This window comes from Arsenicibacter sp. R0_47 (genome assembly GCF_057652235.1).
On record NZ_JBYFCJ010000011.1, the window covers coordinates 83,710 to 104,075 of the forward strand.

General features: G+C 52.0%; 21 protein-coding genes. 7 read left to right on the forward strand and 14 right to left on the reverse strand.

Annotated elements, in window-relative coordinates:
- Positions 1-140: 140 nt before the first annotated feature.
- Positions 141-680 carry an RICIN domain-containing protein gene (locus tag AC23NW_RS18855; RefSeq protein WP_487451248.1) on the reverse strand — a complete coding sequence of 180 codons (540 nt, stop codon included), beginning with the start codon at positions 678-680 and terminating at the stop codon, positions 141-143.
- 72 nt (positions 681-752) lie between these two features.
- Positions 753-1,277, reverse strand: a complete 525-nt coding sequence (locus AC23NW_RS18860) for a collagen-like protein (protein ID WP_487451250.1) — start codon at positions 1,275-1,277, stop codon at positions 753-755.
- 276 nt (positions 1,278-1,553) lie between these two features.
- Between AC23NW_RS18860 and AC23NW_RS18865 the strand changes: the two genes are divergently transcribed.
- Positions 1,554-2,396 (forward strand): bifunctional transcriptional activator/DNA repair enzyme AdaA, encoded by an 843-nt coding sequence (locus AC23NW_RS18865; RefSeq protein ID WP_487451251.1) that lies wholly within the window; start codon positions 1,554-1,556, stop codon positions 2,394-2,396.
- Between the two features lie 146 nt (positions 2,397-2,542).
- Here AC23NW_RS18865 and AC23NW_RS18870 read toward each other — a convergent pair whose 3' ends face one another.
- The gene (locus tag AC23NW_RS18870; RefSeq protein WP_487451253.1) at positions 2,543-3,289 is read right to left on the reverse strand and encodes a class I SAM-dependent methyltransferase; all 747 of its coding nucleotides are present in this window, start codon (positions 3,287-3,289) and stop codon (positions 2,543-2,545) included.
- 60 nt (positions 3,290-3,349) lie between these two features.
- The gene (locus AC23NW_RS18875; RefSeq protein ID WP_487451255.1) at positions 3,350-4,780 is read right to left on the reverse strand and encodes a glucoamylase family protein; all 1,431 of its coding nucleotides are present in this window, start codon (positions 4,778-4,780) and stop codon (positions 3,350-3,352) included.
- Positions 4,781-5,180: 400 nt separating this feature from the next.
- Between AC23NW_RS18875 and AC23NW_RS18880 the strand changes: the two genes are divergently transcribed.
- The gene (locus AC23NW_RS18880; protein ID WP_487451256.1) at positions 5,181-5,522 is read left to right on the forward strand and encodes a c-type cytochrome; all 342 of its coding nucleotides are present in this window, start codon (positions 5,181-5,183) and stop codon (positions 5,520-5,522) included.
- A gap of 83 nt (positions 5,523-5,605) precedes the next feature.
- Here the strand turns inward: AC23NW_RS18880 and rlmB are convergent, their stop codons facing one another.
- Together rlmB and AC23NW_RS18890 are read right to left on the reverse strand one after the other, a co-directional pair.
- Entirely contained in the window at positions 5,606-6,439 is an 834-nt protein-coding gene (rlmB, locus tag AC23NW_RS18885; RefSeq protein ID WP_293833014.1) for a 23S rRNA (guanosine(2251)-2'-O)-methyltransferase RlmB, read from the reverse strand.
- Positions 6,412-7,791 carry a GWxTD domain-containing protein gene (locus AC23NW_RS18890; protein ID WP_487451258.1) on the reverse strand — a complete coding sequence of 460 codons (1,380 nt, stop codon included), beginning with the start codon at positions 7,789-7,791 and terminating at the stop codon, positions 6,412-6,414. Before AC23NW_RS18890 ends, rlmB begins: the two co-directional genes overlap by 28 nt.
- A gap of 220 nt (positions 7,792-8,011) precedes the next feature.
- Here AC23NW_RS18890 and AC23NW_RS18895 point away from each other — a divergent pair, with 220 nt between their 5' ends.
- Complete coding sequence (locus AC23NW_RS18895) at positions 8,012-8,779, forward strand: class I SAM-dependent methyltransferase (protein WP_293833010.1); 768 nt, start codon at positions 8,012-8,014, stop codon at positions 8,777-8,779.
- Between the two features lie 59 nt (positions 8,780-8,838).
- On the opposite strand, the gene AC23NW_RS18900 is transcribed toward AC23NW_RS18895, so the two are convergent.
- Positions 8,839-9,726: an SDR family oxidoreductase gene (locus AC23NW_RS18900; RefSeq protein WP_293833008.1), complete on the reverse strand. Its 888-nt coding sequence runs from the start codon at positions 9,724-9,726 to the stop codon at positions 8,839-8,841.
- A gap of 80 nt (positions 9,727-9,806) precedes the next feature.
- Positions 9,807-10,628: a crotonase/enoyl-CoA hydratase family protein gene (locus AC23NW_RS18905; RefSeq protein WP_487451260.1), complete on the reverse strand. Its 822-nt coding sequence runs from the start codon at positions 10,626-10,628 to the stop codon at positions 9,807-9,809.
- Between the two features lie 249 nt (positions 10,629-10,877).
- Between AC23NW_RS18905 and AC23NW_RS18910 the strand changes: the two genes are divergently transcribed.
- Positions 10,878-12,005, forward strand: a complete 1,128-nt coding sequence (locus AC23NW_RS18910) for a trans-sulfuration enzyme family protein (RefSeq protein WP_487451261.1) — start codon at positions 10,878-10,880, stop codon at positions 12,003-12,005.
- Between the two features lie 3 nt (positions 12,006-12,008).
- Here the strand turns inward: AC23NW_RS18910 and AC23NW_RS18915 are convergent, their stop codons facing one another.
- A complete protein-coding gene (locus tag AC23NW_RS18915) occupies positions 12,009-12,308 on the reverse strand; it encodes a hypothetical protein (protein ID WP_487451262.1) in 300 nt (99 codons plus the stop codon).
- 142 nt (positions 12,309-12,450) lie between these two features.
- Here AC23NW_RS18915 and AC23NW_RS18920 point away from each other — a divergent pair, with 142 nt between their 5' ends.
- Positions 12,451-13,029, forward strand: a complete 579-nt coding sequence (locus AC23NW_RS18920; protein WP_487451264.1) for an NAD(P)H-dependent oxidoreductase — start codon at positions 12,451-12,453, stop codon at positions 13,027-13,029.
- Positions 13,030-13,088: 59 nt separating this feature from the next.
- On the opposite strand, the gene AC23NW_RS18925 is transcribed toward AC23NW_RS18920, so the two are convergent.
- From AC23NW_RS18925 to mnmC2, 3 genes are all read right to left on the reverse strand, one after another.
- Entirely contained in the window at positions 13,089-14,261 is a 1,173-nt protein-coding gene (locus AC23NW_RS18925; protein ID WP_487451265.1) for a cysteine desulfurase family protein, read from the reverse strand.
- A gap of 122 nt (positions 14,262-14,383) precedes the next feature.
- A complete protein-coding gene (locus tag AC23NW_RS18930; RefSeq protein ID WP_487451266.1) occupies positions 14,384-15,868 on the reverse strand; it encodes a xylulokinase in 1,485 nt (494 codons plus the stop codon).
- Positions 15,869-15,957: 89 nt separating this feature from the next.
- Positions 15,958-16,626, reverse strand: a complete 669-nt coding sequence (gene mnmC2, locus AC23NW_RS18935) for a tRNA (5-methylaminomethyl-2-thiouridine)(34)-methyltransferase MnmC2 (protein ID WP_487451267.1) — start codon at positions 16,624-16,626, stop codon at positions 15,958-15,960.
- 119 nt (positions 16,627-16,745) lie between these two features.
- On the opposite strand from mnmC2, the gene AC23NW_RS18940 reads away from it, so the two are divergent.
- Both AC23NW_RS18940 and AC23NW_RS18945 read left to right on the forward strand, forming a co-directional pair.
- Positions 16,746-17,894, forward strand: coding sequence for an RNA-guided endonuclease InsQ/TnpB family protein (locus AC23NW_RS18940; RefSeq protein WP_487451269.1), 1,149 nt, complete (start codon positions 16,746-16,748; stop codon positions 17,892-17,894).
- Between the two features lie 180 nt (positions 17,895-18,074).
- Positions 18,075-18,563: a DUF4293 domain-containing protein gene (locus AC23NW_RS18945; protein WP_293832990.1), complete on the forward strand. Its 489-nt coding sequence runs from the start codon at positions 18,075-18,077 to the stop codon at positions 18,561-18,563.
- A gap of 78 nt (positions 18,564-18,641) precedes the next feature.
- On the opposite strand, the gene AC23NW_RS18950 is transcribed toward AC23NW_RS18945, so the two are convergent.
- Both AC23NW_RS18950 and AC23NW_RS18955 read right to left on the reverse strand, forming a co-directional pair.
- A complete protein-coding gene (locus AC23NW_RS18950; RefSeq protein WP_487451271.1) occupies positions 18,642-19,295 on the reverse strand; it encodes a phosphatase PAP2 family protein in 654 nt (217 codons plus the stop codon).
- Between the two features lie 123 nt (positions 19,296-19,418).
- Complete coding sequence (locus tag AC23NW_RS18955; RefSeq protein ID WP_487451273.1) at positions 19,419-20,243, reverse strand: tetratricopeptide repeat protein; 825 nt, start codon at positions 20,241-20,243, stop codon at positions 19,419-19,421.
- Positions 20,244-20,366: the final 123 nt, after the last annotated feature.

Sequence of the window (20,366 nt, forward strand, 5' to 3'; positions counted from 1 at the left end):
GTACCAACGACAACAAACTCCCCGGGTTACCACTTTTAGTCCACAACCAGCAACATTAAGCCCGGTCTGGTTCGATAGTCAGACCGGGCCGGGATAGGTGCTCAGGCGTTTTTGCTAACGATGTGCTTTGGGAAAGTTCACTAAGGCACACGCTCAAATTTCCAAAGCTGGCCCGTTACATTTTTGCAATCATCCATAAAGGCAACACCATCCTTAGCTCCGGTTGATGCTGCATTTCCTTCCAGACATTTGTCGTTACCCGTATACAGTGTTTTTAAACGATACATATTATTTCCGGCCGGTTCAATTAGCCAGTACTGACCAGTCCGTTTTTCCGCTTTCCGCATTTGAGCGGCCAGTAATCCAGGTCTGGAAGCATCGTTGGCATTTGTAATGTCTAAGCATTCACCTGCGCCCCGAAACTGGTTCTTTAATATGTAATAGCCACTTTTATCCGAAGCTTCTACTTTCCAGAGCTGGCCGGCAGCGTTTTGTTGTTTGTCCATGAACGCTAAGCCTTTTTTGGTTGGTGAAGCTGCCTGATTACCTTCTAAGCATACTTCTCCTCCCTGGTAGACAGTCTTCAGACGATAGTGTCCCTTATAGTTCGGATCAAACTGAGCCATAGCCACGTTACTCAGCAAAGCAAGCAGCATCAATAAGAATGTGTTTTTTTTCATGTGTAAACGTAATTGGATTGCTTAAAGATGAAAGCAACAAGCACCCTGCCTGTTGACTGGATCTGGTAATCTTCAATCGGGCAGATTATAGAACGCTTTTACTTCATTATAGCTCGTGAAGTCAAGAGCGGCTTTGCGGCCATTGCGGAGGTCATTAGCCGGAATCATCACTACACGCGGGGTGAAAAGTATTGAACCGGTGGCAGCAGCAAGCGTTTCCCGTTGGATTGCCACTTGTGGGGTGGTTGCATTATATAGCCATGTTCTGAAGGAGCCACCATCAGGAATACTACCGGGAATAGCATGCCAGTTGACTGGGTTTGCGCCGTTGATGAATCCTAAATAAACAAAGAAAGCACTGGAGGCAGCAACCTGTGTAGTGGTATTAGGCAGCGACAAGGTGGTGATAAGTCCTGCCGTGTTAGAGAATGATCGGGGGGTATACGTGAATTGAATCACATTGGCATTTCCGGTAACTCCTGACACACCGGCAGGGCCAGTTGCACCGGCAGGGCCAGCTGCTCCTGCCGGTCCTACCTCCCCTTGTGGACCTTTACACGATAATTGCACGATGCAAAGCGCTCCTAAGAGCAGCATTGCCAAAGAAAAGATGAGACCTTGTTTCAACGTAATAAAAACAGATTATTTATGGTGCCTACTCTGGATCAGCATTTTCGGCTGCCTGCTTTTGGATGAGCCCAAAGCTATATTTCTATTTAGCGCTCTTAAAATTTTTGGGATAGAAACCCGATTTTAGGGATAGAATGTGTGTTTCTCAGAAAATGCCCGTCTTCACAGATGTACTTAAAACCGCAATTTCCGGATTGCTGCCCGGCCGCCACGGCTGTATTTTTACAGAAAAAACAACAGGCTATGAACACCTATCAGCGCATCGAGAAAGCCATTAACTATATGCAAGCGCATTTCCGCGAACAGCCGGACCTGGACCAGATTGCGGAGCAGGCCCACCTGAGCGCGTTTCATTTTCAGCGGTTGTTTACAGAGTGGGCAGGCGTCAGCCCGAAGAAGTTTGTGCAGTTTCTGAGTGTGAATTATGCCAAAGAGTTATTGCTGAACCAGCGTCTGTCGGTGAGCGAAACAGCGTACGAAACCGGCCTGTCGGGCACGAGCCGGCTGCATGATCTGTTTGTCAGCATCGAGGCCATGACGCCGGCAGAGTACCGCGATGGCGGGCAAGCGCTCCGCATCCGGTATCAGTTTGCCGATACGCTGTTCGGGCGGGTGGTGGTCGCCTCGACGGACAAAGGGGTCTGTACGCTGCAATTTATCGACGATGATGCGGCCGGCATGGTGCTGCTCCGGCAGCTTTGGCCAAACGCTACCCTGATGGCCGAAACCGATGCGATGCAGAAACAGGCGCTGCTGCGGCTGACTGAGAACCTGCAACAACCGGCCCCGCTCGCGCTGCATCTGAAAGGAACACCATTTCAATTGAAAGTATGGGAGGCGTTGCTACAGATTCCGGAGGGCAAAGTGGCCGTCTACGGGGATATCGCCCACCTGGCAACGGCTCCGGCCGCGGTTCGGGCGGTTGGTACGGCCATCGGCGATAATCCGGTGGCGTACCTGATTCCGTGCCATCGGGTGCTCCGCAAATCCGGCGAACTCGGTGGTTATCACTGGGGTACCACCCGCAAACTGTCGATGCTGTTTAGAGAAAGTTTAAGTGTCGATTCTCAATGCAGTAATAGGTAGATTCTGGTTGAAATGGGATGTTGGATTGAATAAACTGATGCTGGATTTAAAAGATGAGACGCAGGGGTAAAATGAAACAATGAGACGCAGTGATAAAATGAAACGCAGTGATAAAATGAAACAATGAGACGCAAGATGTTGCGTCTCTACAGTATACCCAATCGTAAAAAAACGGGGAAACGGATATCGCGTTCGCCGGTGCCCCATATGGCTTGCAGCCGTTCGCCGAGAGCCTCGACGGGGTCGTGGCGGTCTTCGTCTTCTTCGTGAAGACGGATGTAGGTCTGAACGCTCGACCATGTACGAAGGTAATTCAGGTATCGCTCCAGTGTCCAGCGGCGGTAGACCGAAAACTCCCTGGTCTGTATGTTGTCGAACGCAAACGGCAACCGCGCATACCGGTCGTCGATGTGTTTGCGCTGAGGGTCCCAGTACGGCCCGATGCGGTTCCGGTAAAAATCCAGAATAACAGGGTCTAACTGCTCGTCAATCCGGTGCAGGCCGTAGCCCCATTCGGCGATGACGGCACCCGGTTTCCCGACCCGCCGGACTTCTCGGTGAAAGGCCCCGACATCGAACCAGTGCACGGCCTGAGCAACCGTAATCAGGTCAAACGACTGATCGGGGAACGGCGTTTGTTCGGCCGGACTAACCTGATACCTGATGTTCGGCTTTTGCGCCGCCTTATCCAGCTGCGGCTGGCTGATGTCGGTTGCGTCGACCTGTCCGAAATGCTCTGCCAGTACCACGGCAACCTGTCCGTTGCCCGTCGCACAGTCCCACGCCCGTTCGCGGCCCTGAACAAACGACAGTAGATAGTCATACAATTCGGCCGGGTAATCAATCCGGTACTGGGTATATAGACCGGCATGGCCGGAAAAAAGATCTGGCATATAACTGGTTTAAATTTTTTGTCCTTCCGACGAAGGAGGAATAACAGAAGTAATCCTGAACTATTTCACGGGTGTAAAGCCTGCCCGGCTCAACCCACGCTGAATATACGGATTCTTTTTCATCAGATTCCAGACAAAGTTGGTCCGCAGGTTTTCGGCCATGATGATAATCGGTCCCTGATCAATGCCCAGGTAATCGCGGTCGAACCAGCCGTTGTCTGTCGAACCATAGGCAAACGGTGAGCGGTAGCGGTACGTTGGATTAAAGGAATCCCGGAACCCCTGCGGGCCATAGAGCTGCGAACCATATCTGGCTTTCATCGTTTTCAGGGCCGGTAAGCAGATTTCGGGCGCAAACGCCAGGGAGCCACCGGCAGCTGTCGGGGCAATGGTGCCGTCATCGACAATGCGTTGGGCGGAGGCGCCGCGTGCGCGGTACGAAAAAAACTGACGACCGTTGGCCAGCGTGTCTCTCGGGCCGTCGCAGGCGGTTAGGCCCCAGACTGTTTCGCTGTAATCCTGCCACTTATTTGGGTTAGCTGCACAATAGGCGCGGTTGGCGTAGGTCGCCCGCCGCGAATTTTCGAAATAATCAATGCCTTTCTGCCGCATGTACGCATCCTGAATGCCCCGGAAATCAATCCAGCAATGCGAATACTGATGGCCGAACAACGGCTCAAAGTTTATGTGCTCCTGATTGTAGAAGTTCATCCATTCGTATGAACTTGTCCAGGCCGGCCACACTTCCGGTCCGACAGGGTGTGTCGGCGAACCCAGTGCCAGCACATACAGAATCATGGCTTCATCGTAGCCCTGCCAGTCACTTTTGATAAAGCCGGATTCGGGGTGCCAGCCCATTGATACAAACGGCTTCCGTGCCTGAAACCAAGTCCAGTCAGCGGCTTTATACAGGTCATCGGCCAGTTTGCGAATCTCGGTTTCGGCCGCGTTTTTTTGGTCAAAATAAGTCTGGCAACTCAGCACACCGGCCAGGAGCAGGGCGGTGTCGATGGTCGACAGCTCAACGGTTTTAAACCGCAGACCGCTCTGCATATCCAGAAAATGGTAATAAAATCCCTTGTAACCTGCCACATTGATGGGGGCCGGGCCTTGCGGTGCGTTCCGGAAAAAACGCAGCGTGGCCAGAACGCGCTCAACAGCCTGTTGCCGGGTGATATACCCCCGTTCGACGCCGATGAGGTAGCTCGTCAGGCCGAAGCCAATAGCAGCCACGCTTGAAAATGAGGGCGTTGGCGCCCGGTCAGGAACCAGTCCGTTTTTAGGGTTAGTTGTCTCCCAGAAAAACCGGAAGGTGTCGCGTTGCAGGCTGTCGAGAAACGTATTATCTGACTTAGTGAGCACATACCGGGCAGCGGTTTCCGGCCGGCCTTTGGGTTGTGCCCACCCGGTTGTGGCACTTGTCAACGTCAGAAGCAGGATACCGGTTAGCAGCGCCGGTAGTTTGTGGATAAAGCTGGTTTGCTGTTTCATAAGCCCAAAAAAATGTATGCTTAAGTTAGTAGACATTAAACCATAGCCGGTTGTTTTTGTCAAATGACCGTAGAGACGCAATATTTTGCGTCTTAGTGCTGCCAAAGAGATGTACTATGTACAATGTTGCGTCTTAATGCTGCAAAAAGCGATGTATTATGTTGCGTCTTAATGCTGCAAAAATGAGACGCAAGGTGTTGCGTCTCTACAGATTAACCGATGTTGGCAAAACAATACATTTTCCTGTTTTTGGGGTAAGAGACAGAAGAATATGTCTTTATACCATGAACGGGGAATATAAAGGTATGAGCCGCAAAATTTTGTGTCTCTGTATTTAGAATGTATTTTTGCTAACTTACTTTTCCTGTTTCTTTTCAGTTATTCCTATTACAAGCTTACCATGAAAAAAGCATTTGGCGTATTAGTGGCTGCGGCTGCACTTGCCGGGTTTTCATTCAATGCCCAGGCTCAGGACAACATTCCTGAAGATATGAAAGCCCTGATGACAAAGTATACGTGTATTGCCTGCCACCGTCCCGATGTGAAGTTGGTTGGTCCGGCTTACAAAGACGTAGCGAAGAAAAAGTATACCAACGACCAGATCATCGCGTTGATTTATGAGCCAAAGCCATCAAACTGGCCGGGTTACCCGCCAATGGCTCCGATGAAGCAAGTGCCTAAGGAAGATGCGCTGAAACTGGCTAAGTGGATCAATTCACTGGGCGGCGGAAAGAAAAAGTAATCTGACATAATGAAAAATGGATAATGAGTAATGTATAATGAAAGCAAAAGCCCCATTGTACATTATTCATTATCCATTTTTCATTACTGAACAGCCGGCAGACTACGCTGGCGCACTACCTCGTATAAAACAACTCCCGTCGCTACTGACACATTCAGTGAGCCGACATTTCCCAGCAGCGGGATCTTCACGTGGCCGTCGACAAGGGCCAGCAGCTCCGGCGTAATCCCGTTTTCTTCAGACCCCATAATGACCGCAAGCGGGCCCGTCAGGTCGGTGGTGAATACATCGCGGTATGATTTCTCCGTACAGGCTACAACTTTAATCCCCGATTTCTGCAAATACCGGATGGTATCGGCCAGATCGTATTCGCGGCAAACCGCAATGTGATTCAAGGCGCCCGACGACGTTTTCATGGCCTCGGAGTTAATGGCTGCATTGCCGCGTCCCGGGATCACAATTACCTGTACACCGGCACATTCCGCTGTTCGGGCGATGGCGCCGAAGTTGCGAACGTCCGTAATGCGGTCAAGCAGCAGAATAAACGGCGTTTCGCCGTCTTCGTTTACTTCAGCAATTACGTTCGACAGTTTCACGTATTGCACCACGGCCGTAAAACAGATAACCCCCTGATGGTTTTTACGCGTCAGGCGGTTTAGTTTTTCGGTCGGTACGCGCTGGATCGTCACCCGGTTCTGAAACGCCAGTTGCTGAATTTCAGGGTGACTCAGCTCTTTTTCCATAAACAGCTTATCGATCTGCTGACCAGACCGGAGCGTTTCCAGTACCGACTGGATACCAAACACCATTTCCTCCGAAGGCGGACGCTCTTCTTCGTAGCGGCGTTGGCCGGACTGGGGGCGACCGCCACCTTGCGGCCCTGATTTATTTATTCGCGGATTGCGCCGGTTCTCCATGCTTCGACAATCGGGTACCAGATCGGTTGATACTCCATATAGCGTACCAGTTCGTAATGGTCCTCGACAAATTGATTCGGTTTGCGATTGAATGTAAAATTGATTTCGGAAACGTTTGCCCGGCGGTTATACACCCACACCTCACGGTCGCGGCTGCGTTGTACGCGGTCGGGCGGGCCAAGCACAACATAGATCATGCCCTTATCGGTTTTCCATCCCTCTTTATACGTTGTAAATAAACGGTTTGCCTCTTCGACCCGGTTAAAATAAGCCCGGATTGCCCGGCGGGCCACTTCCTCATTGCCCGACATCAGGTTCAGCCAGTAGCGGTCAAACGCCTTCTTAATCTCTTTTGTATTATTCAGCTCGTTAATTTCGGTACTGGTACTCATGTACAACACCGGCTTAACCAGCTTCTCCGGACGGGTTAGCTTCGGAAAGCGGTTGTCGGCAACGACCATCCCGATGCCATAGGTTTCGGTTGAATCTTCCAGAAAGAAATAAAGTCCTTCCGACGGCATCCGGAACGGCTGGCTGGTGGTTACGACCAGCGATGAATCAACCGTGAGTGTTTTAGGGGCCGGCCGCGTGGTCGTGTTCATCGGCGACGAAGCAGCCTCAAAATCATGGCGATACCGGAACGTATACAACGGCTTAACGGTGCCGTTTACATCACGGAGTACTACGGTATCTTTCAGGTTAACGTAATTGCGCAGCAGCGGCAGTTTGCCATCTTTATCGAACAGGGCATAGCGGTCGCTGAGTTTGGTGCTCCGGAACCGGACCGGCAGATCATTCAGCGCCTTTTTACCGTTATTGGTTTCGGTGATTTCGGTCAGCAGAATGCCGTTAATGGCACCCGAAGGCCGCTTGACGTCGAACATCAGCGTCAGGTAGTCACCATTCGGTACCACCGCCTGGTTCGTAATCTGGACATTGCCATAGCCAAGGCGGTCGCGGCTATTGTAGTCGGGATAAATAACGTAGTTGACCAGAAAATGCGACGCCAGATCATCGGCGGTTTTAATCGGCGATCCGTCGGGTTGCTGGCCGGTCAGGTTCAGATAAACGCGGATACTGGTGGAGTCGATAATCAGAAATTTACCTTTAATCGACGTTACGGCCCAGTCTGCCGGTGCAGGGGCGGGGGCCGAGGTGCTGTTCGGTAGTACAGAGGAAGGCCGTGCCAGCGGGCGGCTGTCGGAGGCACTACCGCCTGACGGACGGCTATTGATACGGGTATTCGACCCTACTGTCTGGCCAGGGGTATTTGCCTGCGTTTGTTGAGCTGTTTTGCCCGATTTGCAGGCAGCGCCGAGCAAGATGAGCGATAAGAAAATATAAAAACGCATAAATTATAGAAAAGTGTCAGACCATTTCTGCCGGACCCTGTTACCGATCCGAACCAACTGTTTATCAATAACGAAAAAACAATGTCAAATAGACTTGTTGGCCCGTAGATTTTTCTTTAGCTCTACAAAAGAGTAATTTTACAGACTCATTTGCAAATCACCACGAACGGACATTAACCGGTTACACCTTGTGATTTGCGCTGTTTCCTGGCTCGAAACTATGTATAAAACCACAGAAATAACCTCTGCCGAAATTACGTCGGATAACCCGGTTCACCAGCGGCTCCTTTTTCCATACGTCGAAGCGGCTAAAATCGTTTCGGGAAATGTGCTGGAAATCGGTTGTGGCTGGGGGCGCGGCCTTCAGTTGCTGACGCAGGCGGCAGATCATTACACCGGCATCGACAAAAACGCGGAACTGATTGCATCGCTGCAGAACGCGTATCCGCAATCGACTTTTATTCAGGCAAATATACCGCCTTTAGCTGGTTTAGCCGACAATACGTTTGATTATATCGTTACGTTTCAGGTAATTGAGCACATCGAAAACGATGACCTGTTTATCAAGGAAGCGTTCCGCGTGCTGAAGCCGGGGGGTAAACTGTTGCTGACGACAGTTAACAAAACCTTCTCGCTGACGCGCAATCCGTGGCACGTGCGCGAGTATCTGGCCGATGAGCTGAAAAACCTGATGCTGCGTTACTTCCCGACGGTAAAAACCGAAGGCGTGCACGGCAACAACAAGGTGATGACCTACTACGAACAGAATAAGCAGTCGGTACAGAAATTTACCCGCTGGGATATTCTGAACCTGCAATACCGGCTTCCGCGCTGGATGCTACAGATTCCGTATGACATCGCGAACCGGATGAACCGCAACCGCCTGCTCCAGCAGGATGGACTCGCTGCTGAAATTCAGTATACCGACTATATGGTCAGCCAGAATCCGGCCGGCAGCCTCGATTTCTTCTATATCGCTCAGAAATAATGTAAAACGGAATGATATTCCGTTTTGTAAAAAAGGGCGACCACGTGGGGTCGCCCTTACTATTGTCCTTCTTTTTTGCTGTCGCGGTTGGATTGTTTGATGCTCTGACCGATCATGTCCCACATTTCAGCCGGTACCTTTTCGAGGTGATTGAACTCGCCGTTGGCCAGTACCTCGCCCCCGTCAATCGTAATGGTTTCGCCGGTGATGTAGCCCGAAAAATCCGACATCAGAAACGCCGCCAGGTTGGCTAGCTCCTGATGCTCGCCGACGCGTTTGAGCGGAATCCGGCTGGTTGGGTCCATCAGTTTGACCAGTGGCTCGGGGAATAAACGCTCCCATGCCCCTTTGGTCGGAAACGGACCTGGCGCAATGCAGTTGAGCCGGATGCCGTATTTTCCCCACTCCGCCGCCAGCGACTTAGTCATGATCAGTGCCCCGCCCTTGGCAATTGCCGATGGCACAACGTAGCCCGAACCGGTTGTGGCGTAAGTTGTTGAAATGTTCAGCACTGTGCCCGGGATTTTGTTCTCAATCCAGTACTTGCCTATGGCCAGCGTGAAGTAGTACGTTCCGCGCAGCACAATGTCGACAATCGTATCAAAGGCTTTGTACGACAGCTTTTCGGTCGGACTAATAAAGTTGCCGGCTGAGTTGTTCAGCAGTCCGTCGACGCGGCCGAAGCGGGCAATGGTTTGTGCAATCACGTTTTCGATCTCCTGCGGATTGCGGACATCGCAGGGTACAGCCAGCACCTCGCCGCCTGTTTCGGTGGCCAGTTCTTCGGCCGTGGCATCAATCACTGCCTGCCGGCGGCTGCAAATCGTGACGTTGGCACCCAGCTGGAGAAAATACCGGCTCATGGATTTGCCAAGGCCCGTTCCGCCTCCCGTCACAATAATGGTTTTTCCTTTCAGCGCATCCTCGCGCAACATTCCTGTGGTCATGGTTTAGTGATTTGTGATTGAGTGATTTGTGATTGAGTGTAGGCACAACCCTTTTCACTCAATCACAAATCACTCAATCGCTAATTGTTTTTATTAAAGCTTGCTTGTCTGCGTTCGGCAGTTGCCTGCATGGCCTCCTGAAAGTCGTGGGACTGGAGCTGGGAAGCGTTCCAGGTGGCAACGTATTGTAAGCCATCGTCGATGGATTTGTCCTGGCTATAGTTCAGAACCGCCTTAGCGCCCTGTACGGCAGTGGCCGAGTTGTCCGCAATCTGGCGGGCCATGGCCATCGCTTCGTGGAAAAGCTCGTCGGGAGTGTCGTAGACGTGGTTCACCAGCCGCATTTTTTCAGCGGTCGCGGCATCAATGTCTTTGGCCGTAAACGCCAGTTCGCGGGTATACCCCTGACCGATAATGCCGGGCAGCCATTGCAGGCCACCAATGTCGGGTGTAATGGCAAGCCGGGCTTCGCGCAGGCTGAATTTCGCCTCGCGGGAACAAAGCCGGATGTCGGCGGCAGAAATCATATTAACGCCCCCACCGATGCACCAGCCGTGTATGGCCGCAATAACGGGAAAAGGAGCGGTATGCATCTTCAGGAAGCCCGACTGCATGTGCCGGATCTGACGCATGAGTTTCATGCGTTTATCGGCCAGTACGATGCCGGTGGTCATGTCGGCGAGGACCGGAAACATGCGGAGTACATCGAGTCCGTAGCTGAAATGATCACCGCTGCCCCGGACAATCAGGCACCGGATATCGGGCATAGCCGTGATGTTATCCATGGCTTTCGGGAGTTCATCCCAGAACTCGGGGCCCATTGCATTGCCTTTGCCGGGACCGAGCAATGTCAGGGTCATTACCCCGTCGGTCAGGTTCAGAGAAAGGGATTGATAGGTCATGGGGTTCAGTATAGTATGCATGCATACGAATTTGGTGTAAATGTAATCAATCGCCGGTTTCCTGCAACGGCGTTCGCTCATTAAATCAGGAGGGGCTGATTAAAGGCAGATCAGAAAAAGTGCAGGCATTGATACGGACAGGCCGTAAGCTTGCTGTGCCTCTAATCAGGAGATTTAGCTAAATTTGGCTGTTTGCCGTTTAGAAAGCTTTTTCTGCCGGATAAGTAGTTAACCGCAGCTCTATATATCATGCATTTCGATACCCTTGCCCTACAGGCGACCCATCAGCCCGATCCGGCGACCGGTGCGGTGATTCCGCCTATTTACCTGTCGACAACCTTTGCGCGGAACGAGGCCTATGCGCTGTCGGGCCCGTATCTCTACAGCCGGGCAAATAACCCCAATCGCGAAGCGCTCGAAAAAGCACTGGCTGCGCTTGACGGCGGGGCCGTGGCGATGGCATTCGGGTCGGGACAGGCCGCCGCCATGACCTTGTTTCAGGCACTGCGCCCCGGCGACCATGTGGTTATTGCTGCCGATGCTTATTACGGTACCCCCGCTTTGCTTGAGCAGGTGTTTCATCCGTGGGGCCTGACCTATACAAAAGTCGACATGACGGATCTGGCCGATGTGCGGCGTGCCATTCACGAAAATACGCGGGTGGTCTGGACCGAAACGCCGTCGAATCCGATGCTGCGGATTACGGATTTGCAGGCCGTGGCTGATCTGGCGCACAGCGTCGGGGCGATCTGTGTCTGCGACAATACCTGGGCAACGCCGGTGCTGCAACAGCCGCTGGCACTCGGGTGCGATGTGGTGATGCATTCGACGACCAAGTATCTCAGCGGGCACAGCGATGTCCTGGGCGGAGCCTTGATTTTCAGACAGGACGATGAACTGGCGCAGCGGGTACGGTTACTGCAAAGCTTGTCGGGTGCGGTTCCGGCGCCGTTCGATTGCTGGCTGGTAATGCGGGGAATTAAAACACTTGCGGTCCGGATACGGGCCCAGACCGAAACGGCAGGGCAGGTAGCACGCTTTCTGCAAACGCATCCGCAGGTTGAAGCGGTTCATTATCCGGGGCTGGAAAATCATCCGTCGTTTGCCCTTGCCAACCGGCAGATGCAGTCACCGGGGGCGATGCTGTCGGTGCAGATCAAAGGCGGTGCGCCGGAGGCGTTACGGTTCGCCGGTAAATTGACCCTGTTTGCGCGGGCAACCAGTCTGGGCGGTGTCGAAAGCCTGATCGAACACCGTGCATCGGTGGAAGGGCCGAACACGGCAACCCCCGTCAACCTGCTGCGGGTCTCCATTGGTCTCGAACATGCAGACGACCTGATCGCTGATCTGGCGCAGGCGCTGGACAGCCTGGCCTAAGGTTTATCGTTTTGGTATTGCCGGTATGACAGGTGAGCTTTTGGGTAAAGGCAGTTTACGGGATTTCGGTAGGGTTGGTGTCGACAAAATGGAGTAGGTCTGGCTGGAATCCGGCGTCTTCACCGGCATATTGTCGACCGTTGACCGCATGACGTTTTTCGGGTCTTTCGGGTCACGGTAGAAACCGGCCAGCGGGCGGGCAGTAGGCATAGATGCCGGAGCCGGTATACTTTCTTCCTGAACTTTTTCCTGCGCCAGTGCCGGTCCGGTCGCCGCAAATAATAAGATGTAAATCAGCCGCATTGTACAGAGTTTTTAAACTGGATGAACTAAAGAGTCATTTTCCATACAATCCGTTGCATGGCATGTTACTGACTTTGCGGTCAGACTGTAAAACCAAACTCAGGGTTAGGTGTTAATCTGATATCACGACTATACAGAATTTATGAAAATCGCAGTTATTTCTACTTCCCCCCGTAAAAACAGTAATTCCCTGCGTTTTGCCCGTCATATCCGGAACGTACTCGAAACGTATGGACAGCAGGACATTGGTCTGGCAAATTTTGAAGCCTATGATATTCCCCTGGTTGGTCAGGGCGAGGTGGATCCGGAAAATCTGACAGACTTTCAGCAGGAGCTGATCGGTACATGGGCTGCGGCAGATTTAGTCTTTTTTGTCGTGCCCGAATACAACTGGATCACGAGTCCGCAGTTTATCAACATGCTGCACCAGCTGGGCGATACGCCGTTTAAGCACTTGTTTGATAATAAGGTCTTTGCCTTTGCCGGCGTATCAAACGGGCGTGGTGGTCGTCAGCCAGCCATCCAGATGACAACCATTCTGAACAAGCTGATTAACTTCCTGGACGGTTATTCGGTTGTATCGGCGCGGATTTATGAATCGCACGAGACACACAAAAATCTTGATGAGAGCGGCCACTCCCTTGGCAATGAAACCTACGACCGTACTGCCAAAGCTTTCATCGACTACTCGTTGAAAATCGGGCAGCGGTGGATTAGATAAATAGCAAAGAGCGTGGGGCATAGGGCTAAGTACTTGCCCTTTGCCCCACGCCCCTAACACTAAGCGTCTTTATGATACAGTCCGGCGAGGGTATCGACGGCGTAGTCGATTTCGTCGGGCGTGTTGTATTTGCCGAATGAGAAACGGACATATCCCCGGTCAGGGTCGATACCCGGCAGGGCCGCCAGTACATGGGAGCCTACGTTTGACCCGCTCGAACACGCTGACCCGCCCGAAGCCGAAATACCGGCAATGTCGAGGTTAAAGAGCAGCATGTCGCTCATATCTGATGACGGTAAGCTCACGTTCAGGACGGTGTACAGACTACCTTCCAGGTTATCAGAGTCGCCGTTGAAGCGGACATCGGCCAGTTTTTCGCGCAATTGCTCAATCATCCGCTTTTTCAGACCCAGAATATGCTGGTGATGAGCGTCCATGTCGCGGTAGGCAATTTCCAGCGCTTTGGCCAGTCCGATGATGCCATATACGTTTTCGGTGCCGCCCCGCATGTTGCGTTCCTGGGATCCGCCGTGTACAAATGGCTGTATTTTACCGCGACCGGATTTGGGATCAGCATTCATGTACAGAAAACCGACACCCTTAGGCCCATGGAATTTATGCGCCGCTCCGACGATAAAATCGACCGGTAGTTTTTGCAGATCGTGCCGGAAATGACCCATAGTCTGCACCGTGTCCGTATGAAAAATCGCTTTGTACTCAGCACACAGGTTGCCGGTGGCTTCCAGATCCAGCAGATTCCCGATTTCGTTATTGCCGTGCATAAGCGATACCAGTGAGCCCGGATTGGCTTGTAGCAGCGCTTTAAGATGGTCCTGATCAATAAGGCCCTTCGCATCCACATCCACCAGGCTCAGTTTTACCTTACCGGTTTTGTGCAGATGTTCCAGCGTATGCAGCACCGCATGGTGTTCCAGCGGGGACGTAATTGCGTGGGTAAGTCCGAATGTCTCGATGCTGCTGCGAATGGCTGTATTATCGGCCTCTGTGCCTCCCGACGTAAAGAAAATCTCGGCAGGAGATGTATTAAGCAGTGTCGCGACCGTTTTCCGCGCCTTTTCGATAGCCGACCGCACCTTACGTCCGTGTGCATGGATGGAAGATGGGTTGCCGAAAAACTCCGTCATCATCGGGAGCATGGCTTCCAGAACTTCAGGATCAAGCCGCGTCGTTGCGGCATTGTCCAGATAAACTGATTCAGAACGATTCGCCATTAGTTTGTCAATTAAACCGCAAAGGTACGGCTATCCGCGTAAACTGACCAATCTGACAGCCGATAAACAATACAGGCAGCCCGTATACGGACTGCCTGTATTGCTGTTGTAATGATGTCGGGCTAGACCTGAGGCGTCAGTGCATTATTCCAGTTGGCATAGGCCTCCTGATAAGCCTGTTGGGTACGCATATCCGGTTCAATGGTACGAACGACTTTGAGGCCGGAGAATGCCTCGGCTGCATTTTTATAAATGCCGGCACCGATACCGGCGCCACGGGCAGCACCCTGTGCCCCGTCTGTATTATACAATTCGATTTCACAACCACTCAGATTGGCCAGCGTGCTGCCGAAAATCGGGCTCAGGAACATGTTCGCTTCCCCTGCCCGGATCGTCCGCAGACCTACGCCCACCTGCTGCATGATTTCCATGCCATAATAGAACGCAAAGACGATGCCTTCCTGAGCAGCCCGCAGCATGTGCGGCAGGCCGTGGCGGGTGAGCTGCAAGCCTTTGAAGGTGGCGCCAAGATCTTTGTTTTCGAGCATGCGTTCCGCGCCGTTACCGAATGGCAGGCAAACCAGCCCGTCGGCACCGATCGGGGAGTGAGCCGCCAGCTCATTCATTTGCGGATAGTCGATGTAGCCCTGGAACATTTTGTTGCGCAGCCAGCTGTTCAGAATGCCGGTTCCGTTTACGCACAGCAGTACACCATAGCGGGGCGCTTCGGGGGTATGGCTGACGTGCAGAAAGGTATTCACCCGCGATTTCGGATCATATTTGGCCTGGTCACTCACCCCGTATACAACACCGGATGTGCCGGCGGTTGCCGCAATCTGACCCGGTTCCAGGACATTGAGTGACATGGCATTGTTTGGCTGATCACCGGCACGGTAGGTTACCGGTGTCCCTTCGGCCAGTCCCAGCTCAGCGGCGGCTGAGGCCGAAATATGCCCCTGCAACCCGAACGTTGGTTTAATGGCCGGCATCAGTGATTTATCGAAGCCGTAGTAGTTAAACAGAAAATCGGCCGGTTGGTCGTTCAGGAAATCCCAGAGTGTACCTTCTGACAAACCGGATGCTGTCGTAACAATATCGCCGGTCATGCGGGCGGCCAGGTAATCGCCGGGCAGCATAAACTTGTCTACTTCGGCATATACGTCCGGTTCGTTGGCCTTTACCCAGGCCAGTTTGGCCGCTGTAAAATTGCCCGGTGAATTAAGCAGGTGAGACAGGCACAGGTCGGCACCGAGGTCATGGAACGCAGCCTGACCGTAGGGAACAGCCCGGCTGTCGCACCAGATAATCGACGGACGCAGCACGTTGAACGCTTTATCGACGACCACCAGCCCGTGCATCTGATAGGAAATTCCCACCGCCTTTACATCGGCCGGTGCCGCCCCGGCTTTCTGTAGTACAGCATTTGACGCCAGGCAGGCGTTTTTCCACCAGTTTTCAGGTTGTTGTTCGGCAAAGCCTGCCTGTGGCGCTTCGATAGCCATTTCGGTTTCCGGATAAAAGGCAGCGGCCACTGCCTGACCCGTTTCAGCATTCAGCAAACAGGCTTTCACCGATGAACTACCGACGTCAAATCCAAGAAGATACATAGTCAAAAGGTTCTTTATATCGTTAGCAGACACGTAATAGTGTCGTTTTTACACTTAATGCATCAAACTTATGAAACTTACAGAATTTCTCAAATTTTTACAGCACGAAGTATTTCCCGCTTACGGGCCGGACCCGGGTGTTTTTCGACCCGGAACCCGGCAGCTTTGAGATTTCGCTGTACATAGCCTTTCGAGCAATAGGTGGTCAGAATACCATCCGGAACCATCATGCCGGCAACATGCTGGAAAATGTCTGCGGTCCAGAGTTCGGGCTGAGCTTCGGGCGCAAAGGCATCGTAATAAACCAGATGGAAGGCAGGACCGGCACTGAACGCCTGCAACTGACCCTCCTGTTTGGTCAGGGTGAAGTAGGGGCTTATGATTGTTGGTGTATGCCAGGGGGCTTCATGCAGCGCATAGGTGCAGGAAGTGCCCAGCTGTTCATCAAAATTAAGCTGACGGGCTTCTGCAAGCGGCACCGGAAAGGCTTCGACTGCCGTATACGCAATGGAGCGCTGCCGGTTTCCGGCTTCGCGGGTGGTCATAACGGCATTCAGGCCCGTTCCGAATCCCATCTCGAAGACACGGAGCGGGCTATCCGTAAACCGCTCCAAGGCTTCCTGCAAACCAAGTTCAATAAAAACCCGCTCAGATTCCTGCCGGGCACCGAAAATAGAGTGGTAGTGTTGTCCGGCCTGTTCATTAAAAAGCGAGTGCGATCCGTCGGCGGTAACGACGATCCGGCTGTCTGTTTTCATAATAATCCCGCGAGGTAACCCCGTCCGTTCACGGCGGGGAGGAATCGCGGCAGGCGGGTCGCCAAGGCCAGTGCGCGGGTAGGCTCGATTCCTGTATTCACAAGATTTCTATTGTTTTTATGTTTTACAAATTGTATCTTTTTTTTGTGAAAGTCAGATACACATACCGGTTTTACCCTACCCAAGAGCAAGCTCAGGAATTGAGTCAGGTATTCGGGCATACCCGGTTTGTGTATAACTGGTGTCTCAGACTCAGGACCGATGCGTGGGCTATCGGCGAAAAGATTAATTACAATCAATCCAGTGCCGCTCTTACTGCGCTCAAGAAAACCCCTGAACACTCGTGGCTTAATGAAGTTAGTTGTGTCCCCCTACAACAAAGTCTTAGAAACCTGCAAACCGCGTTTGTGAATTTCTTTACTGGCCGGGCTAAATATCCCCGCTTCAAAAGCAAGCGGGATAAACAAAATGCTGAGTACACCACGTCCGCTTTCAAATATGCCGATGGTGTTTTGAGTTTGGCTAAAATTGGCAAACTCAACGTGCGTTGGTCGCGTCCATTCAGCAGTAAACCCACTACGGTTACCGTTAGCAAAACCCGGACAGGTCGTTATTACGTTTCGCTGGTACTGGACGAAATGCCACAACCAGTTACTAAAACAGGGCAGTCTATCGGGATTGATCTGGGAATTAACAGGCTGGCTACTCTCAGCAATGGTGAACGTATCCCGAATCTGAGACTTACGCGCACCTACGAAAAGAAACTGGCAAAAGCCCAGCGACTCCTGAGCCGGAAAACCAAAGGCTCCGGACGTTGGCACCGTCAGCGTATTAAGGTTGCCCGTATTCACGAAAAACTGAGTGACGCCCGTATTGATCATCTGAACAAAGTCACGACCGACCTGGTGCGGCGGTTCGATGTGATTGCCGTGGAGGACTTGAACGTGCGGGGCATGCTCAGAAATCGTAAACTGTCCAGGCATATCAGCGACGCTGGTTTTGGCCGTTTCGTGTCCATGCTTGACTACAAAGCGGCCTGGAGAGGGAAAGAGCTGGTCAGGATTGACCGCTTCTTTCCCAGTAGCAAACGGTGTTCGTGCTGCGGCTTTTTGGCTCAAAAGATGCCCCTTAACGTGCGTGATTGGCAATGCCCCGATTGCAAAAGTGAGCATGACCGCGACGAAAATGGGGCTAAAAACATACTGAATTTTGCGCGGGGGCACCGCGTTGAAGCGCGTGGAGCGACCGTAAGACCTTCTCAGGCTTAGTGCTTGTGGGGCAAGTTGTGATGAATCGTGAACCATCTCTGAGTTTTTAAGACTTGGAGAATCACTGAACCTTTGGGTCGCGGAGGATGTCAAAATCCTGCGATTTGGCTAACTTTGCGCCGTCCAGACGGGCAGCGTCCTATGTACGGCTACCCGCTATTTATTTTCTCTCGAAATTTTATGATTCAACGCGTTCAGACCATATTTCTGTTCCTGATTTCGCTCTCGATGGGCTTTGCCCTGCTTACTCCGCTGTGGGAAAAAAAAGGCAGCCTGCCAACTGAGTCTGCCCGTTTAACGGCACTTCAGTATGAAAAGATAGCAACACTGCCATCGGGCGGATCATCTACTCAGGTTGATCCGCTGTGGTATCTGGCTGTGCTGATGGTTGCCGTAGCGGTATTGGCGCTTTATGCCATGTTTCAATACCGGAACCGCCTGCGTCAGACGATGATGTGTGCGATCAATGCCATGCTGCTGACAGCCATTATGGGTATTTCGCTGTACCAGACGCTGTACAAGGGTAAGGCATTTGGCAATCCGGATGATCAGGGAACATTTCTGCCCGGCTTTTACGCACTGATTGTTGCCCTCGTTGGTAACGCTCTGGCAAACCGGTTTATCCGCCGTGATGAGCGTAAGGTGCGTGAATCGGATCGTTTCCGGTAGGTCTCAAAAACACAGATTACTGACAGGATTATAGGATTAACAACAATGTACATGTTAATCCTGTAATCCTGTTTTGTTTTACCGGCGGATGATGCCTTTCTGATGCCAGTCACGCGGGTTTTTATCCCAATACTGCATAAAAAAATAATAGACAACCAGCGTTGAGCCGACGCCAATGACGGAACCGGCGTAGGCATCCTCTACAAAATGCTGGAACAGATACACGCGGGAATAGCCAGTCAGAAAGGCCAGCAGCAGCCAGAACCAGCTTCGGGCTTTGCGGCCGTCCAGCAGTGCCATCAGGGAGAAAATGGCAAAGGCGGTGATTGTATGGCCCGACGGAAAACTGTTATAGCTGTGAATATCGAGCCCTTTTATCACCCTGTATTCCCACTGCGAATGCTCAAAATATTTCAGCGGGCGTAACGAGTCGGTAAATACGTAGTGTTTCAGTACCGATGAGATACCGCCGCTTAAGGCAAAGCTGGCGGCCCCTAAAATTCCGTAGCGCCAGGAAGCCAGCGCCAGAATCACCGCCATAATCACCGAAAAGGCACCGTCACCCAGATAGGTTATGTTCTGAAAAAGAAAGTCGGCTTCCGGACTGTTGCGGGCATTTATCCACTGCATCAGCTCGTCTTTGGTATAGAGTAGCTGCAAGACGCCGACCACAATCAGCAAAAGACCATAGAGGCTGAAAAAAAGAATATTCTGACGAAGTAGTTTGATCATGCCGGGAGACGTTACGCAGGCTGGCGGTTATGATCACCAGCCGTTCCGTCCGCAAAAATAAACCAATTCCCGGTCTTTATGTGTAGCCGGATAATGACGGTTAGCCCGGTAATGCTGTCCGGATTATCGTTTGAAAAAACCTTTCGGATCGGGCATTTTGGCCAGCAGGTCGCCGAGAAAGGCCAGATCAACGACTGACAGGTCGATAGCCCGTGCTTTATGAAGCGCTTCCCAGGCTTTTTCGTACTCGCCCTTGGTATAACAGAGCAGAGACATTTCGATATGAGCCGTAGCGTTGGCCGGATCGATTGTAATGGCTTGAGTCAGAATGTTTTCGGCGTCAGTCAGTAACTGTTGATTTTTAGTCTGCTGAAAGAACTTAATTTCAACGGTAGCCAGATCAGTCATCAGGACGGTATTGGTGTCCGCATAAGCCAGCCCTTTTTTCAGCATACGGATAGCATCCGGCAGTTTTTCCTGCTGATAACACACTACGCCCAGCCCCCAGTATGCATCCGCATTTTTCTCATTCAGGAGATAGGCCAGATTGAACCGGTAGGCTGCCGTATCCAGCTGGCCGTCGTTAATATAATCCCAGCCACGGGCGGCAAAGAACTGACTGGCTTCCTGACGGCTCGCAAAATTCTGGTCGCAGTCACTCAGAAAACGGATATCGTGTTCGATTTGCTCGGTCGATTTAGACCGTTCGCCGAAAAGGGGAAGCAGGTGTGCGGCTGTTTTAGATTCGGCAGCCACAGCTACAGCCGTCGTAGCGGCCTCAGTTGTAAGCCCTTTATCCGCAACAAAAGCCTGTTTGGCTGTTGGTTTCCGGTTATTTGCCGAATCGACCGTCCGCGCTGACGTAATCAGCTGCGTTGATTGAGCCACCAGACGGAACGGCAGCATCAACAGCAAACCCATCAAAAAAGGATGAACCCGAAAGATCATGTGTTTTAGGAAATCTGTACGTCTGTTTCGGTGGTTTCGATCAACAATGTCACACAATAGCATACATCACTTACCTGAGTGTTGAACAAAACCTGATCCAAACAACGTGGCGATGCTTGACCG

Excerpts from the sequence above, each read along its gene's own strand:
- rlmB (WP_293833014.1), bottom strand. The coding sequence starts at position 6,439 with ATGGAGAACCGGCGCAATCCGCGAATAAATAAATCAGGGCCGCAAGGT.
- AC23NW_RS18900 (WP_293833008.1), bottom strand. The coding sequence starts at position 9,726 with ATGACCACAGGAATGTTGCGCGAGGATGCGCTGAAAGGAAAAACCATT.
- AC23NW_RS18855 (WP_487451248.1), bottom strand. The coding sequence starts at position 680 with ATGAAAAAAAACACATTCTTATTGATGCTGCTTGCTTTGCTGAGTAAC.
- AC23NW_RS18950 (WP_487451271.1), bottom strand. The coding sequence starts at position 19,295 with ATGATCAAACTACTTCGTCAGAATATTCTTTTTTTCAGCCTCTATGGT.
- AC23NW_RS18910 (WP_487451261.1), top strand. The coding sequence starts at position 10,878 with ATGCATTTCGATACCCTTGCCCTACAGGCGACCCATCAGCCCGATCCG.
- AC23NW_RS18955 (WP_487451273.1), bottom strand. The coding sequence starts at position 20,243 with ATGATCTTTCGGGTTCATCCTTTTTTGATGGGTTTGCTGTTGATGCTG.
- AC23NW_RS18940 (WP_487451269.1), top strand. The coding sequence starts at position 16,746 with ATGTTTTACAAATTGTATCTTTTTTTTGTGAAAGTCAGATACACATAC.
- AC23NW_RS18875 (WP_487451255.1), bottom strand. The coding sequence starts at position 4,780 with ATGAAACAGCAAACCAGCTTTATCCACAAACTACCGGCGCTGCTAACC.
- AC23NW_RS18915 (WP_487451262.1), bottom strand. The coding sequence starts at position 12,308 with ATGCGGCTGATTTACATCTTATTATTTGCGGCGACCGGACCGGCACTG.
- mnmC2 (WP_487451267.1), bottom strand. The coding sequence starts at position 16,626 with ATGAAAACAGACAGCCGGATCGTCGTTACCGCCGACGGATCGCACTCG.
- AC23NW_RS18920 (WP_487451264.1), top strand. The coding sequence starts at position 12,451 with ATGAAAATCGCAGTTATTTCTACTTCCCCCCGTAAAAACAGTAATTCC.
- AC23NW_RS18880 (WP_487451256.1), top strand. The coding sequence starts at position 5,181 with ATGAAAAAAGCATTTGGCGTATTAGTGGCTGCGGCTGCACTTGCCGGG.
- AC23NW_RS18945 (WP_293832990.1), top strand. The coding sequence starts at position 18,075 with ATGATTCAACGCGTTCAGACCATATTTCTGTTCCTGATTTCGCTCTCG.
- AC23NW_RS18925 (WP_487451265.1), bottom strand. The coding sequence starts at position 14,261 with ATGGCGAATCGTTCTGAATCAGTTTATCTGGACAATGCCGCAACGACG.
- AC23NW_RS18870 (WP_487451253.1), bottom strand. The coding sequence starts at position 3,289 with ATGCCAGATCTTTTTTCCGGCCATGCCGGTCTATATACCCAGTACCGG.
- AC23NW_RS18895 (WP_293833010.1), top strand. The coding sequence starts at position 8,012 with ATGTATAAAACCACAGAAATAACCTCTGCCGAAATTACGTCGGATAAC.
- AC23NW_RS18930 (WP_487451266.1), bottom strand. The coding sequence starts at position 15,868 with ATGTATCTTCTTGGATTTGACGTCGGTAGTTCATCGGTGAAAGCCTGT.
- AC23NW_RS18865 (WP_487451251.1), top strand. The coding sequence starts at position 1,554 with ATGAACACCTATCAGCGCATCGAGAAAGCCATTAACTATATGCAAGCG.
- AC23NW_RS18890 (WP_487451258.1), bottom strand. The coding sequence starts at position 7,791 with ATGCGTTTTTATATTTTCTTATCGCTCATCTTGCTCGGCGCTGCCTGC.
- AC23NW_RS18860 (WP_487451250.1), bottom strand. The coding sequence starts at position 1,277 with ATGCTGCTCTTAGGAGCGCTTTGCATCGTGCAATTATCGTGTAAAGGT.
- AC23NW_RS18905 (WP_487451260.1), bottom strand. The coding sequence starts at position 10,628 with ATGACCTATCAATCCCTTTCTCTGAACCTGACCGACGGGGTAATGACC.